We start from the raw sequence: 14,915 nt of genomic DNA, 5'->3' as shown, positions 1-14,915 counted from the left end.
TTAGAAAAGGAGTTCTACAATGAAAAAATTGCTTTTGCTTGCAATCGCACTTGTCTTCTGCAGCTGTTCCGGCCCAAGCAAAGTTGCACCATCCGTATCGAAATTTTCTGTTTTTGGAATAAGCTCTGGATGGAAACTTAACATTCCAGTCCCTGAAGCATATACCTTCACAATAACTGATTGGAAGTTCAGACAGGATGCTTTTTCACTTGAAGAAAAGCTCATGGCATTTACCTTCGTAAAAGGCAACGAGGAAGTCTCTCTGAGAGGCGAAAAAAGAATTTTCTCTACAAGGATTCCACCTTCACCATCGAAGAAAATGCTAGCGATGAGGAGTTCGTGAAGTATTATCTCAAGTGGGACTTTGACTACGCCGCTTCCCGTCATGAGGTCATCAGCCAGGCAGAAACCACCGGACCTGTCTACAACAACGAACAGAAATTCGGTTACATCAAGTCCACAAACGATCAGTACCAACGCTGCGTAATGGCTTCCATTGTAAATGGTTCCATTTACATGTTAACCGGCAGATCCGTTGAATCCAAAAAAGATATTTGCGAAACTATTAAGGAAATCTGGGACAGTCGCGAGCCCTTCTAGTTCTATAAATGTATCTTTGATACATGGCTAGAGCGCGCAAGACAATTACCCCGGATCCGTATGCAAAACCGATAGCAAAGGTTCTCTCCCCCGAGCAGAGCCTTCCGGGAAGATTACGTCAGTTCCAGGCGCCAACCCGCGCCAACTTCGAACTGGTCAGTCAGTATGGTGCCGCAGGTGACCAGCCCAAGGCCATCGAGCAGATTACCGAGGGTTTCAAGCAAGGGGACCAGTTCCAGACGCTCCTTGGCGTAACCGGTTCCGGCAAGACGTTCACCATGGCAAACGTCATCAAGAACGTGGGCAAGCCTACTCTGATTCTCACCCACAACAAGACTCTTGCAGCACAGCTCTATCAGGAATTCAAGGCATTCTTCCCCAAGAATGCGGTGGAATATTTCGTCAGCTATTACGACTATTTCCAGCCCGAAGCCTACATTCCCCACACCGATACCTTCATTGAAAAAGACGCCAGCATCAACGACGAAATCGACAAGCTGCGCCTGCGTGCAACGGCTAACCTGCTGACTCGTCGCGACGTCATCATCATCGCTTCCGTCAGCTGCATTTACGGCTTGGGCAGCCCCGCCGAATATTTCGACCTGATGGTCCGAATCAAGAAGGGCGACATCAAGGACCGCGACGACCTGCTTCACGAACTGGTCCGCATCCAATACACCCGTAACGACTTCAGCCTGGAACGCGGAACCTTCCGCTGCCATGGCGACGTCATCGAAATCCACCCCAGCTACGACGAAGACGGCATGCGCATCGAGCTGTTCGGCGACGAAGTGGATCGTCTGGTGCGCTTCAACATCATTACCGGTGAGGTCATCCAGGAGCTGGAAGAAATGACCATCGCTCCCGCCAAGCACTTCGTGACGAAGGAAGAGGGCCGAGCCGGTATCCTGCAGCGTATGCAGTTGCAATTGACGGACCGCCTTGCCGAATTGGACAAGGAAGGTAAGGTTCTGGAATCCGCCCGACTCTCCAGCCGCACCCGCTACGACATGGAAATGATCCGCGAAACCGGTATGTGCAGCGGCATCGAGAACTATTCCGCCATTATCGAAAACCGCGAACCGGGCACCCGCCCCTTTACGCTGATCGACTACTTCGGCGATGACTGGCTTTTGATGGTGGACGAATCCCACGTAAGTATTCCCCAGGTAGGCGGCATGGCCGAAGGCGACAAGAGCCGTAAAACCACCCTGGTGAATTACGGTTTCCGTCTGCCCTGCGCCCTGGACAACCGCCCCATGAACTTCAAGGAATTCGAGTTCATGTATCCCAAGCAAGTGCTGTTCGTCAGCGCAACGCCGGGCGAATACGAACTTGAAAAGACCGGCGGCGTGGTGGCCGAACAGATCAACCGCCCCACAGGCCTTCTGGATCCGAAGATCGAGATGTTCCCCATCCAGGGACAGATGGACGTGTTGCTTTACCGCATCGAGAAAACCATCAAGAATGGCGACCGCGTGCTGGTCACCACCCTTACCAAGAAAATGGCTCAGGACCTGACCGACTATTTTGTGGAAGCAGGTATCAAGGCCAAGTATTTACACAGTGACATCAAGACCCTGGAACGTCACGACCTCATTAAAGGGCTGCGCACCGGCGAGTTCGACGTGCTGGTGGGCATCAATTTGCTCCGCGAAGGCCTGGATTTGCCGGAAGTCAGCATGGTGGCCATTCTGGACGCCGACAAGGAAGGTTTCCTCCGCAACTACCGCAGCCTGATCCAGACCATGGGCCGCGCGTCCAGAAATGTGAACGGCACCGTATTGCTGTTCGCCGACAACATGACCGACAGCCTTCAAAAGGCAGTGGACGAAACCGTCCGTCGCCGCACCCTGCAGGAGGAATTCAACAAGGAACATGGCATTACGCCAAAGTCCGTCAGCCGCAAGCTGGAAGGGGACCTGGTCATTAACGATCCGTTGATGGACCTCTGGCGCGGGGACAAGACGCCCCAGGCAGCCGAAGATCCGGATTACGATGCCGACTACGGCCTGGGCAACGAAGAAGACGGCGACCAACCGCTGTTTACAGGCGCACCCTTAGGTAAACCCAAGAAATCCTCACCCCTCAAAGCGAAGCGGCCTCATACCTCAAAGCGAAGCGACCTTTCTATCGAGGAACTGGAACAGCAGATGAAGGCCGCCGCCGCCAAGCTGGATTTTGAGGAAGCAGCCCGTCTCCGCGATCTTATTCGGGATATGGGGAAATAACCCCCCAGACGATCAAAAAAATCCCAAAAACGCCTTTTTTGCGAATTTTTAGTCACATAAAGCTTCTTTTTACACTAATTTGCCCTTTTAAACAGTCCGTTTTGGAATAATTTTGTGTATTTTTCAAAGGCAAAAAACATATAGAGAGGATTTAACTATGAGTTACAAATTTGCAAAGACACTTCTGGCAGGTTCTGTGTTCGCAATGGGCGCATTCGGCCTTATCGCTTGCGGTGACGAAGGTTCCACCAAGCCCAGCAATGGTCCGGGCACTTCCATTAATATCGACACCCGCCAGGATGGTTCCATTACCTTCACCGGCCTCAATGTCGTCAACGCAGGTACCCAGGTGAAGCTGACCGGTTCTATCGGCCTTGCATTCACCGACACCACCATCGCCGCTTCCGAAAATCTTCAGTTCACCAACGTGACCATCCAGATTGGTAAGGTCGTTGGCGCAGACGTGCAGACTATTGCAGCACAGCCCACCTTCATTCTGCCCGCCTTCCCCACCAACAAGAGCGTTTCCCTCACGGAAGCAAACGTCATGTTTAACCTGCAGGACGCTTCTCTGACTGAATGTGGCGAATACAAGTTCATCATTACCGCTACTGCAAACGATGGCACCATGAAGCAGGACTTGTCCAACACCCAGTCCATTAGCTTCAACCGTCCGGACATGTACTGCAAGACCAATACTCCTGCAAGCAGCGCTGCCACACAGCCCTCTGCAAGTCCCGTCATGGTCGCTTGCCCCGAAGTAACCCTCACTACCGACATGGCTCCGGGTCTTGATCTGGCCACCTGCACTGCAGTCGCATCTCCTACCGCAGATATCGTGGTTGTCAAGTCCAAGTCCACCAGCGGTGACGACTACTCCATCACTAGCGGCAACGGTGCAGCATTCTCCATCATCAGCAACACCGAAGAATACGGTCAGGACTACTGGCCGGATGCTAAGCCCGAAAACGGCGGTATCGTTCACATGAGCGACTTCAAGTACAAGAGCATCACCGGTACTACCATTGACAACCTGATGGAAAACTACACTGGCGACATCTACGTCGGTAAGACCAAGGCTTTCAACGAAGCTACTGGCGCAGGCTTCTTCGCACTCGCTGTTAACGGTGCAAAGATCGGCAACAACGGTAACTACACCGTAAAGCTGGCAGTCTACAAGGTTCAGTAATCCTTAAAGATTTTAGCCTTTTAAAGACTCCTCGCTTTTGCGAGGGGTCTTTTATTTACCCCCCATTTTTTCTAAATTTAACCCGTAAATTTAACACGCCCGGAAGGTCCGGGCATAACTGGAGTACACTATGCTTAAGAAGCTTTCCAACTTCCCCGGTATCAAGGGTCCCGTCGTTACCATCGTTATGGACGGTTACGGCATCAATAACAACGAACAGGGCAACGCCATCAAGGCCGCCCGTCAGCCGACCCTCGACAACCTCTTCAAGGCTTACCCCAACGTTCTTCTGAAGGCTCACGGCCGCGCTGTCGGTATGCCCACCAACGAAGACATGGGTAACTCCGAAGTTGGCCATAACGCAATCGGTGCTGGCCAGGTTTACAACCAGGGTGCAGCTCTCGTTCAGGACTCCATCGTTTCCGGCGAAATCTTCGGCCGCGACGCCTGGAAGGAAATCTCCGCCAACGTTCGTGAAAAGAACACTGTTCTTCACTTCATCGGCCTCTTCTCCGACGGCAACGTTCACTCCAACATTTCTCACCTGAAGGCCATGGTGGCCCAGGCTAAGAAGGAAGCAGTGAAGAAGGTTCGCGTCCACATCCTTCTCGACGGTCGTGACGTTCCTGAAACTTCCGCTCTGGACTATGTGGAACCCTTCGAACAGTTCCTCTCTGAACTCCGTTCTTCTGAATTCGACGTTTGCATCGCTTCCGGTGGTGGCCGTATGCAGATCACCATGGACCGTTACAATGCTAACTGGAAGATGGTTGAACTTGGCTGGAAGACCCACGTTCTGGGTGAAGGCCGTATGTTCGAATCCGCTAAGCAGGCTATCGAAACTCTCCGTGGCGAAACCAAGGCTATCGACCAGGACCTCCCGCCGTTCGTTATCGCAGCTAACGGCCAGCCGGTTGGCACCATCAACGATGGCGACTCCGTTGTGTTCTTCAACTTCCGTGGCGACCGTGCCATCGAAATCACCCGCGCCTTCGAAGAAGAATCCTTCAACGAATTCGACCGCGTCCGCTTCCCCAAGGTTTGCTACGCAGGCATGCTCCAGTACGATGGCGACCTGAAGCTCCCCAACCGCTTCCTGGTTCCTCCTCCGGCAATCAAGGAAACCTCCGGCGAATGGTTCGCAGAAACTGGCGTGAAGCAGTTCGCTTGCTCTGAAACTCAGAAGTACGGCCACGTGACTTACTTCTGGAATGGTAACCGTTCCAGCAAGTTTGACGGCGAAACTTATCTGGAAATCGAATCCGACGTTGTCCCCTTCGAACAGCGTCCTTGGATGAAGGCTGCAGAAGTTACCGACGCTATGATCGAAGCTATCAAGAGCGGTAAGTACCAGACGCTCCGCTGCAACTACCCCAACGGCGACATGGTGGGCCACACTGGTTCCTTCCGTGCAGCTACCATGGCTATCGAAGCTGTGGACATCGGCCTCGCTCGTCTCCTCCCGGTGATCGACGCAGCCGGCGGTGTTGCTCTCATTACCGCTGACCATGGTAACGCCGACGAAATGTATGAAATCGACAAGAAGACCGGCATGCCCAAGGTGAACAAGGATGGTTCCTTCAAGGCAAAGACCAGCCACACCTTGAACAAGGTTCCCTGCATTCTGTACGATAACGTTACTGGCGGCAAGCTGGGCCTCAAGGAAGGCGACTGGGGTCTGTCCAACTTGGCAGCAACCACCGCTAACCTCCTCGGCTTCGAAAAGCACGAAGCCTGGGATGACTCCATGCTCGTGATCAAGTAAGGTTAATTAGTCATCTACACCGACATCCGTCGGTGTTAAAAAAGGAAGCCTGCAAAGGCTTCCTTTTTTACAAGCTTCTAATCCTTTTTAAGAGCTGCTATCCACTAAAGTGGATGCATCTCTAGAAAAAACGATTTCGTTCACCGAACGGCGAGCTAAAGCTCACCTCCCGCAGTAAACTGCGGAGGTTCACGAGAAGCCTGGGACGATTCGATGCTCATCATTAAGTAGTTCCTGTCTACCGACTACTAATAACTGTCTACTAAAAAAGGATGCCCTAAAGGCATCCTTTTTTTACAGGCTTCTAATCCCTCTAGGAGTGCAGCTCCGACCTCAAGCGAAGTGTACCTGCTATCTGAAGACTTCGCCTACGATTTCCTTACCAGGACCGTTGCTTCCTTTGGAGTGTTTCACCTGGTAACGCATGTCTTCACGACCAGGAACAAACTTGATGTCGACTTCCACCTTATAGGCGCCATGGGCACCCTTAATCTTGAAGCCCCCGGGAAGTTCTTTCAAAGTACAGTACTTCATATCCGGTGCTTCAAATTCAATATCATTCCAGGACGGATTGCTTACTTCCTTTTCGTCCATGGCCATGTTCAGGGAACTGATGTAGGTGTCTCGTGCAAGAGCCAAGTCTTCCTTGAATTCACGATACACATCCATATCGCCATCATAGGCGTAGGCCTTGGGTTGAACCAACAGAATCAAAACCAAAAAGGCAAAGATAAATGTGGAAAAAAGGGAAATAGTCTTTTTCATATCCTTTAATTTAACAAATACTAAGGCAGCAGACCTAATTTTTTATATATTTGTGCCACGCTCAACACCTGCCCAGGTGGTGGAATGGTAGACACTGGGGACTTAAAATCCCTTGGGGGCAACCTCGTGCGGGTTCAAGTCCCGCCCCGGGCATTAATTGAGCAAACTTTTAAAAGGTAGCGAGGTCATCATGATCGACTTTTATCCGAACAGCATTTACTACCCCCGCGAAGCAGTCGAGGAAAAGCTTGCCAAGGGCGAACTTCAGAAGACTGAAAAGCACCTGATTGGCTGGACGGAACGTCATCGCGGCGAGATCTGGGATTGCGCCCGGGACGATGCCGATGAACCTACCGACGAGATTCTCCTGGACAACCTCCGCGCACTTCTCCTTTGCAAGGGTTCCCTGCAGCCTGCCGCAGAACTTGGCGACATGATCAAGGAAATCAAGAAGGAAGAATGGTACCAGAACGAAAAGGAAAAGGAAGGCAATCACGAAGACACCGAAATGGTGGCTGATGATTGGCGAGCCAAGTACCTGATCAAGTGGCGCGAAGCCCGTATGTTCGAAGCCTTCATCCTCATCGAGAAGAAGGCCGACCAGCTTCTTAATATTTTGAAGTCCAAATAAACGGGACTATAAAATCCGTTTTTCCACTGGTGCTACGACGGTAGCGCCAGTATTTTTTTATGTGGTCCTGAAGATGGGCAGCCAAGTCCATATCGTCCGTATCGGACATAATGGAATCCACCTGAAACACGCCCATGGAATCCACGGAAAGAATCAACCTGGCGTGGATGTCAGGGACGGTCGTTCTCTTGCGATAGTGACGCCAGGCCTTCTTGAAATGTTCGTTGGCGAGCCAATGGAGGCCAGCTGCACGTCCCTGCAGGAAACGGGCCATCTGTTCCATGTCTCTTCCAGCAGAATTTTCCAGCACCTCGATGTCGGACGCTTCAGGAAGAATCATACGGCCCACAAAAGGCGTTTCCACCTTATGGACATCCTCCACCTCCACTTCACGCACATCCACCGGAGTCTGGTAGCCGCGTCTAGGCATTAGCAGGACGCCCACGACCAAGGCGAGGAACAGCATGATAACGAACAAGCCAAACAGATTTCTAAAGAACATTAGGACTTACCCTGCTCAATGGCCTTGATGCACAACTGCAAGGACTTGTGACCGTTGTAGTAGTTCCAGGTAGGTTCAAAGACGATGGATACCGGAGAGGTACCCGTTAAGACCGTCTTGCGCTTGCGAAGACCAAACGCAATAGCCTGGAACACCGGGCTACCCGCCTGTGAAATTTCCATCTGGAGATGACCGCCGGACAACTCACGGAAGCGGTGCACCTTCACGTTATCCGCACGGAACGTAGGATAGGGGAAGTTTCCGCCAAAAGGTTCCAGCAAATCCAGGAAGCAGAGAATGGGCAACATCTGGTTACGATTCTGGTTCTGGCAGAAAGGCATGTACTGGGAAGTCTCTATGGTCAGTTCGTGGAGCGCCACCTGGATATCGTAAGGATAGTCTTCCGACAGAACCGTTTCTTCGCCCGTGTAATTCTGGTCGGCGGCAGATACCTCCAGACGTTTGCGAAGTTCATCAATCTTGTCCGCAGTCAAGGAGAAGCCAGCCGCATTGGCGTGACCACCCCAACGGTCGAACAAGTCCCTACATTCAAAGAGCGCACGATGCCAGTTGAAGCCGGGAACAGCGCGGGCGCTGGCGTGAGCCACACCTTCCACAATGGAAAGCACAGCCGCCGGACGATGGTATTCCTGGGCCAGCTTTGCCGCCACAATACCAATCACGCCTACATGCCAATTTTCACCCGCAACAACAAGGACGGTCGGCAAGGTATCGCCATAGACGAGCTTGACCTGCTCCATGGCCATGTCCGTGATTTCCGCTTCCTTCTGTTTGCGTCGGGTATTCCAGTTCTTCAGTTCAGCAAGCAACGCATTTGCCTGGGCGCGGTTTGGGCTCAGCAAAAGTTTCAATGCCGGATCCGGACGTTCCATACGGCCAGGAGCATTCAGGATGGGGGCAAACTTATACATGACATCAATGCCACCCACCGTACTTTCCGGCTTCATCAAGGCGGAATACATTTCCTGCAAGCCTGGCCAAGGACTGTTCTTCAACTGAGTCAAGCCCATCTTGGTAAACAGTCTATTTTCTGGAGTCATCTGGACCAGATCAGCCAGAGTTCCCAAGGCAACCAGGTCCAGGAACTTCGTCGGACAGGGAATGGAAAGTCTGGAATAGAGGGCGCAAATAAACTTGTAGGATACGCCTACGCCGCAAAGTTCCGGATTTTCATACGGATCCCCTTCCTGATGGGGATCCAGCAGCACATCGCAACAAGGAAGGCCTTCTCCAGAAGGCTGATGGTGGTCAATGACCATCACGGCCATTCCCAATTCCTTGGCGTGGGCAATTTCTGCGTTGGCCGTAATGCCCGTATCCACAGTTACCACATAGCGGGCACCTGCTTCATACATTTCATCCACTGCAGAAACAGAAAGACCGTAACCATCACCGAAGCGATTCGGCAGCCTCCAGTCAGACACAATCTTCAAGTCTTCAAAGGCCTTGGTCAGAAGCGTTACAGACGTCATGCCGTCCAGATCGTAGTCGCCAAAAATAAAGACCTTCTCGCCCTTTTCACGGACGTTCAGAATCCACTGAACCGCATCTTCCATGCCTTTCATGGTAAAGGGGTCCAGTTCATCATCCTTACTGCTGCACAGCAGGCGACGAGCATCCAGGGGAGTATTGATGCCTCGGGACACCAGGAAACGGGCTACCACATGAGGTATCCGAAGTCCGTGGGCAAGAGCAGTCGCTCTGCGTTCGTCCAAGGCAACGCAATCCATTACTTATAGCCCTCGAAAAGTTTCAAGGCCAGAGTCTGAAGACTCATGGTAGTCGTTGCACGGCGGGACTCGATGCGGGACATTGTCTCCTGGATATCCACCAAGGCAAGTTCCAGGGCCGTCGCATCAATACGGGGGAAGTTCCTCAAGCCAATACTTGCGGTAGTCGTAGGCATACGCAAGGGCGCACCGCCCAATTCTCTCAGGAGGTCAGCCACCAGGAAGGACATCACTTCCAGGAAACGGTTCGCCACATAAGGATCGTCCAGGGACGCCTCCTTCAGGGAGAAGAATAAATCTGTATAATCCTGCAACAAGGACTTTCGGACGAACTCTACCGCCAGGGGATTCCACTGTTCACAGAGTGGTGCAAAATAAAGCGCCTTGCCCGGAGAACCTACGGCCATCCCGATAACATCGTCTGTCAGGGAGGCACGGTCAAATTCCTCATCCGCCACACGGTCTGCCTCCTTACGGACTTCCTCGTCGGTAAGCGGCAACAGGTGCAGGGCAAGACATCTGGAGCGGATCGTCTGGAGCATCTTCTCTCGGGAAGATGTGGTCAGGATAAAATAGGTGTCAGGAGGAACATCTTCCAGCGTCTTCAGGAAGGCATTGCTTGCGGCTTCATTCATGCGGTCCGCTTCAGCAATAATTATCGTACGGACTCGGTCTCCCCTCATGGCGAAACTGCTGGTCATCGAACGCATCAGTTCCACAGAAATGAAGGCTGCCGCACTGAAGACGTCTACACGGTAGGGATTCTTGATAATCTCCTTGATGTAGTCCTGCTTAATATCTTCGATGGTCTTTGCGGTACTTCTGGCAGTGGCGTCTTCCGCTTTCTTTGCACGGGCTTCCGCCGCTTCCAGAGGAATGATCCAGTTTTCGGTGGCACCGCTTTCGGCAGCCATGCGGCAACCAAAGCAATGGCCACAGGGCCTGCCGTTAGGATCCGTACACTGAAGAGCCTTGGCAATTTCCAACGCCAAAGCCTTCTTACCTATGCCGGTAGGACCATCAATCAAGATGGCCTGAGGAAATCGATTTTCCCTCAAAGCGGACATTAGGCGGATTCTCGCCCTTTCCTGGGATACGGGACCTTTTAAACTGTAATCAATCATTTCGTATTCAACCACTGCAAAGGATCCACAGTCTGCGTTCCTTCGCTAACTTGGAAGTACAATTTAATTCCATTTAAGGAACCGATGTCGCCCACTTCGCCAATTTCCTCGCAATTTCGCACATTGGTGCCTTCTTTTACTCGAATTGACTTCATATGGCCGTACACAGAGTAGGTTCCACCCGGATGTTCGATAATTACGGACGGGCCTCGGCCATCAATTTCGGCCACCATGGCAACCGTTCCTGCAGCAGCCGCACGGACCATTCCGCCACGCTTACCACGAATTTCCACGCCTAGATTACGAGTCATAATGTGAAGCACAGGATGCTCCTGTAGACCGTAGTTACTGATGATTTCGCCTTCCAAAGGTTTGCAGCGGGGACCTTCCGTAGCGGCCACCACCACCTTGGGCTTCGTAATCACCTTCTGCTTAGGTTCTTCCTTCTTTTTCTTCTTATCCTTGGTCGCCTTTTCCTTAGCGGCCTTCTCCCTGGCGATACGTTCCGCTTCAGCCTTCTTGGCGGCTTCAATTTCCTTCTGACGACGAGCTTCCAACATCTTGATCAAGGCCAGCATCGTCTTCTGGTTCTGCTCAAATTCCTGAAGAGCGCGACGTTGCATGTTCTGGTCCTGCTTCAGGTTTTTCAGCATCTTTTCCTGACCGTTCATCTGGGATACGAGACCCTTTTCTTCTGCAGCCTTCTTGGACTGGAGTGTTTTCAGTTCAGCCAGATGAGACTGTTCCTGTTCCGCCTTTTCGTTACGTTCAATGACCAGGCGCTGCAGGTATTCCACTTCCTCGCGATCCTTACTCAGAATATGATGCACCCAGTAAGCTTGACGTTCAGGATTTCCTTTCTGAGTCAGTAAATTCACAAGCACCTTGGCTTCGCTGCTGCGGCCGTTTACATACAAAGTCTTAACACGTTTGGTCATGACCGCCTTGCGTTCCGAGATTTTTTTGTCCAGCGAGTCGATTTCCGTGGAGAGCCTTACCAAGGCAGTCTGCAACATGTTCTCGCTCTTGGTCAGTTCATGAATATAGACGCGAGTCTGATTCAAATTCTGGTCAAGAAGGGAGATCGTATTCAAGACGCCCTTTTCTTCCGTTTCCAGGATAGACAGTTCCTGACGACGTTTTGCCAGGTCGGATTCCAGTTTCTTAAGGGCATCCTTCTGCTCCTTAATCTGGGCATCCGTCTTTTGCGTTGCCTGCTTAACGTTATTTTTTGCCGCCGGTTTCGCGGAAGCCTTGGGAGCACCAAGACTTACACCGACAAAAAGACAGAGGATGAAAAGGAACAGGCGCATCCGTTAGTCCTGTTCACTACGTTTGACATTCAGGAACCTACGCACCGTGCTGAAACTGAAATAGCCGGAAAGGATTGTGACCAGCAAGATTACAGCGACAAAGACAAAGCCTGCCCCCTGGGCATAAACATCAACGATGGGCAAGGACTGGGTCAAGGATCGGATGGAAGCAAACAGCAGGACAACTGCAAAACCACTTCCTAAAAAACCCTGGATTACCCCCTGCATGACAAAAGGAAATTCGATGAAGAAATAGCTTCCGCCAGCGTATTTCATATTTTCCACCAGCAACTTTCTTGAAAGCAAGGAAAGACGTACAGAATTGCAAATAATCAGGGATAGGGTAATTAGCAAAAGGATACTAATGCAAATGGGCCAGAAAATCATCTTGAATTTCCAGGCGGCAATCTTTTCCACCCAATCTACGGGAGCCTGGACTTCCTCAAAATAATCCTCACTGGACAGGGCGTTTACAAGAACCGCCAAGTCCCCAGGGTTTTGATTTTCTTCCTTAACGGTCATGCGGAAATAAGGCGGCAAGGGATTTCCTTCCACCAGGTCCAGCATTTCAGCGGAAAAATGACTTCTAAAATCTCTCAGGGCGGAGTCCGCACTGATGAAGGATACGGAGTCCACATACTTGTGGTGTTCAAGCCTCTGCTGAACAGCCTTGATGGAGTCTGCAGGAATATCATCCGGCAAAAAAGCTTCCACCGCATAGAGATTTTTCTCCGTGTCCAGAAGCCGCATGGTAGCCCCCAGAACAGTGAGACAAGATGCAAGAAGCAGAGAGCAAAGAAAAATCGTCACAAGGGATGGGAAGATCACCGAACGGTGCTGCCTCATTCCGCGGAAAGATTCCGATATTAAATAACCTAGTTGTCCGAACACAAAGCGAATTATAACTAAATTTATGCCAGTTCTTTTCGAGACGACTATGGGAAACATCGCATTAAAGATAACAGCACTGCTTTTTGGCATCGCAATCTGGTTTATCGTGATTTCACGACAGGATTATCAGTTGGTCCTGGAAGTTCCGCTGAACTTTGTAAAGCTTCCCGAAACAATGGCTATCGCCTCCAAGCCGCCCCACTCCATTCACATTACCGTGGAAGGCAAGACCTGGGACTTGATTCGTCTCCATCGCGATATTTCCAAGGGCAATACAAATGCCGTCGCCATGGTAGTAGACCTCCAGAAAGCCGAACTTGGGGCAATCCGTATACATCTGGACCAAAAGAACTTCTCCGCTCCCGGCTACGCTAACGTAAAGTTTGTAGAACCCGAAAATCGAGTGTTGTTCATAGACCTGGATCTGGACACCCGAATCGTCCGTAACGTCCCTGTCAGGGCAAATGCCACTATTAACGCTGCCCAGGGATACCTGCTAGCCGACGAACCGAAAATTATCCCTGAAGAAATCCAGGTATCCGGTGCCCGCAACGCTCTAGCAAGAATCATCGACATCCCCACGGACTCCACGACCTTCGATACCCTCAAGGATAGTAAGGTCTTTACGGTCCCCCTGAATTTTGAATCTTTCCCGGGATTTGTTTCTCCCAGCGATTCCAGCGTCAAGATTTCCGTCAACATCCAGAAAATGGCTTCCAAGGTTTTCAAACGCGTCCCGGTCGCCCTCATCGGCTTCTACGACCGTAACATCTACAGCCTTTCTCCGGACACCGTCTCTGTAGAAATTACCGGCGGTGAACAGGTTCTGGATTCCATCACCAAGGATCATATCGAACTCATCATGGAGTTCAACCGTTTCGCTATCGAAGACGCAGACAGCCTTCCCCCCACAACAAAGTTGACTTTACCTTCTTCCGTCAATCGGGAAAAATCCATCAAGGCTATTGAACTTAAACCGGACAAGGTTTACCTGAAGAAGAAGGAAGAAAAAGTGGAGCCTAAAGCAGAAGCCGTCGAGGAGGCAGATCAATGATTTGGCTTGGAATTGAATCCAGCTGTGACGAAACCGCCTGCGCCATCCTGCAGGATGAACCCCTCAAGGTCCTTTCCAACCCGCTTTACAGCCAGATCGACGAACACGCCCTCTATGGCGGTGTAGTTCCCGAAATCGCAGCCCGTGCCCACCTGCAAAAGATAGTCCCTGTGGCAGAAGCGGCCGTTAAGGAAGCGGGCATCAAGATGGAAGACATCGATGCCATCGCCTATACCACGGGCCCAGGCCTTATGGGACCGCTTCTGGTAGGAGCAAGTTTTGCCAAGGGTCTTGCTAGAGATTTGAACATCCCTGCCTACGGCATGAACCATCTGGAGGGTCACCTTGCAGCTGCATGGCTCAGTAATCCGGATATCGAGCCCCCGTTCCTGACGCTTACCGTTTCTGGTGGCCACACAGAGCTGGTACTGGAAGAACCTGGATTCAAGTATACAAGCATTGGACGTACCCGCGACGACGCCGCTGGCGAAGCCTTTGACAAATGCGGTAAGCTGCTGGGACTCAAGTATCCCGCAGGCGCCACCATCAGCCGTCTCGGAGCCAACGGCAATCGCAAGTTTGTAGAATTCCCCCGCGCACTCCGTGGTCATGACAACTGCGAATTTTCCTTCAGTGGCCTGAAGACTGCAGTTCTCCGCTACACGGAAACTCACGATCCGGAATACATTCAGGCAAACCTGGGCGATATCTGCGCCTCACTGGAAGACGCCATCGTGGACAGCCTGGTGACCAAGACCATCAACGCACTAAAGCTCACCAAGATGAAGACCTTGGTCATGGGCGGTGGTGTAAGCGCCAACGCCTGGCTCCGCACTCGCCTGCAGGATTACTGCGGCAAGCATGGAATACGTTTCTGCATTCCCGACCGTAGTTTAAGTACCGATAACGGTGCCATGATCGCCGCAGCAGCAATCCGTCGCGTCAGACAGAACAAACTAACATCCGTGGACGTAGTCAAGCCCTGGATGCCCCTGGCTCTGTAAGAGCGTATTTCTTAGTGATTAAAAATACGGAAAATTCACATCCTGCATCATCTCATAAGATAGTTGCAACCAAATTCCCGTGAATTACGTATATT

General features: G+C 51.5%; 14 protein-coding genes and 1 tRNA gene. 9 read left to right on the top strand and 6 right to left on the bottom strand.

Annotated elements, in window-relative coordinates; genetic code table 11:
- Positions 1 to 19: 19 nt before the first annotated feature.
- The 5 genes from BGX12_RS08505 (at position 20) to gpmI (ending at position 5,785) form a co-directional block, all read left to right on the top strand.
- On the top strand, positions 20 to 343 hold the full coding sequence (locus tag BGX12_RS08505; protein WP_109735645.1) for a hypothetical protein: 324 nt from the start codon (positions 20 to 22) through the stop codon (positions 341 to 343).
- Positions 340 to 600 carry a hypothetical protein gene (locus tag BGX12_RS08500; RefSeq protein ID WP_109735644.1) on the top strand — a complete coding sequence of 87 codons (261 nt, stop codon included), beginning with the start codon at positions 340 to 342 and terminating at the stop codon, positions 598 to 600. The genes BGX12_RS08505 and BGX12_RS08500 overlap by 4 nt, the downstream gene beginning before the upstream one ends.
- A 23-nt stretch (positions 601 to 623) precedes the next feature.
- The gene (uvrB, locus tag BGX12_RS08495) at positions 624 to 2,831 is read left to right on the top strand and encodes an excinuclease ABC subunit UvrB (RefSeq protein WP_109735643.1); all 2,208 of its coding nucleotides are present in this window, start codon (positions 624 to 626) and stop codon (positions 2,829 to 2,831) included.
- 157 nt (positions 2,832 to 2,988) lie between these two features.
- Entirely contained in the window at positions 2,989 to 4,020 is a 1,032-nt protein-coding gene (locus BGX12_RS08490; protein WP_109735642.1) for a hypothetical protein, read from the top strand.
- A 130-nt stretch (positions 4,021 to 4,150) separates the two neighbouring features.
- Positions 4,151 to 5,785: a 2,3-bisphosphoglycerate-independent phosphoglycerate mutase gene (gpmI, locus tag BGX12_RS08485; RefSeq protein WP_109735641.1), complete on the top strand. Its 1,635-nt coding sequence runs from the start codon at positions 4,151 to 4,153 to the stop codon at positions 5,783 to 5,785.
- Between the two features lie 351 nt (positions 5,786 to 6,136).
- On the opposite strand, the gene BGX12_RS08480 is transcribed toward gpmI, so the two are convergent.
- On the bottom strand, positions 6,137 to 6,550 hold the full coding sequence (locus tag BGX12_RS08480) for a hypothetical protein (protein WP_109735640.1): 414 nt from the start codon (positions 6,548 to 6,550) through the stop codon (positions 6,137 to 6,139).
- Positions 6,551 to 6,620: 70 nt separating this feature from the next.
- On the opposite strand from BGX12_RS08480, the gene BGX12_RS08475 reads away from it, so the two are divergent.
- Positions 6,621 to 6,703, top strand: a tRNA-Leu gene (locus BGX12_RS08475).
- Positions 6,704 to 6,740: 37 nt separating this feature from the next.
- Positions 6,741 to 7,181 carry a hypothetical protein gene (locus BGX12_RS08470; protein WP_109735639.1) on the top strand — a complete coding sequence of 147 codons (441 nt, stop codon included), beginning with the start codon at positions 6,741 to 6,743 and terminating at the stop codon, positions 7,179 to 7,181.
- On the opposite strand, the gene BGX12_RS08465 is transcribed toward BGX12_RS08470, so the two are convergent.
- The 5 genes from BGX12_RS08465 to BGX12_RS08445 are packed head-to-tail and all read right to left on the bottom strand — an operon-like array spanning position 7,159 to position 12,621.
- A complete protein-coding gene (locus tag BGX12_RS08465; protein WP_109735638.1) occupies positions 7,159 to 7,683 on the bottom strand; it encodes a hypothetical protein in 525 nt (174 codons plus the stop codon). The two genes, BGX12_RS08470 and BGX12_RS08465, sit on opposite strands and share 23 nt — an antisense overlap.
- The gene (recJ, locus tag BGX12_RS08460; RefSeq protein WP_233246327.1) at positions 7,683 to 9,434 is read right to left on the bottom strand and encodes a single-stranded-DNA-specific exonuclease RecJ; all 1,752 of its coding nucleotides are present in this window, start codon (positions 9,432 to 9,434) and stop codon (positions 7,683 to 7,685) included. Before recJ ends, BGX12_RS08465 begins: the two co-directional genes overlap by 1 nt.
- The gene (locus BGX12_RS08455) at positions 9,434 to 10,558 is read right to left on the bottom strand and encodes an AAA family ATPase (RefSeq protein WP_109735662.1); all 1,125 of its coding nucleotides are present in this window, start codon (positions 10,556 to 10,558) and stop codon (positions 9,434 to 9,436) included. The genes recJ and BGX12_RS08455 overlap by 1 nt, the downstream gene beginning before the upstream one ends.
- Complete coding sequence (locus tag BGX12_RS08450; protein ID WP_109735637.1) at positions 10,555 to 11,871, bottom strand: murein hydrolase activator EnvC; 1,317 nt, start codon at positions 11,869 to 11,871, stop codon at positions 10,555 to 10,557. Before BGX12_RS08450 ends, BGX12_RS08455 begins: the two co-directional genes overlap by 4 nt.
- Before the next feature lie 3 nt (positions 11,872 to 11,874).
- Positions 11,875 to 12,621, bottom strand: a complete 747-nt coding sequence (locus BGX12_RS08445) for an ABC transporter permease (protein ID WP_233246325.1) — start codon at positions 12,619 to 12,621, stop codon at positions 11,875 to 11,877.
- Positions 12,622 to 12,808: 187 nt separating this feature from the next.
- Here BGX12_RS08445 and BGX12_RS08440 point away from each other — a divergent pair, with 187 nt between their 5' ends.
- Positions 12,809 to 13,816: a YbbR-like domain-containing protein gene (locus BGX12_RS08440; RefSeq protein WP_109735635.1), complete on the top strand. Its 1,008-nt coding sequence runs from the start codon at positions 12,809 to 12,811 to the stop codon at positions 13,814 to 13,816.
- The gene (gene tsaD / locus BGX12_RS08435) at positions 13,813 to 14,820 is read left to right on the top strand and encodes a tRNA (adenosine(37)-N6)-threonylcarbamoyltransferase complex transferase subunit TsaD (protein WP_109735634.1); all 1,008 of its coding nucleotides are present in this window, start codon (positions 13,813 to 13,815) and stop codon (positions 14,818 to 14,820) included. The genes BGX12_RS08440 and tsaD overlap by 4 nt, the downstream gene beginning before the upstream one ends.
- Positions 14,821 to 14,915: the final 95 nt, after the last annotated feature.

Origin of the sequence: Fibrobacter sp. UWR4 (genome assembly GCF_003149045.1) — a bacterium.
Taxonomy (GTDB): domain Bacteria; phylum Fibrobacterota; class Fibrobacteria; order Fibrobacterales; family Fibrobacteraceae; genus Fibrobacter.
The sequence above is the reverse complement of the archived record's forward strand: the minus strand, read 5'-3'. Positions and strand labels throughout refer to the sequence as shown.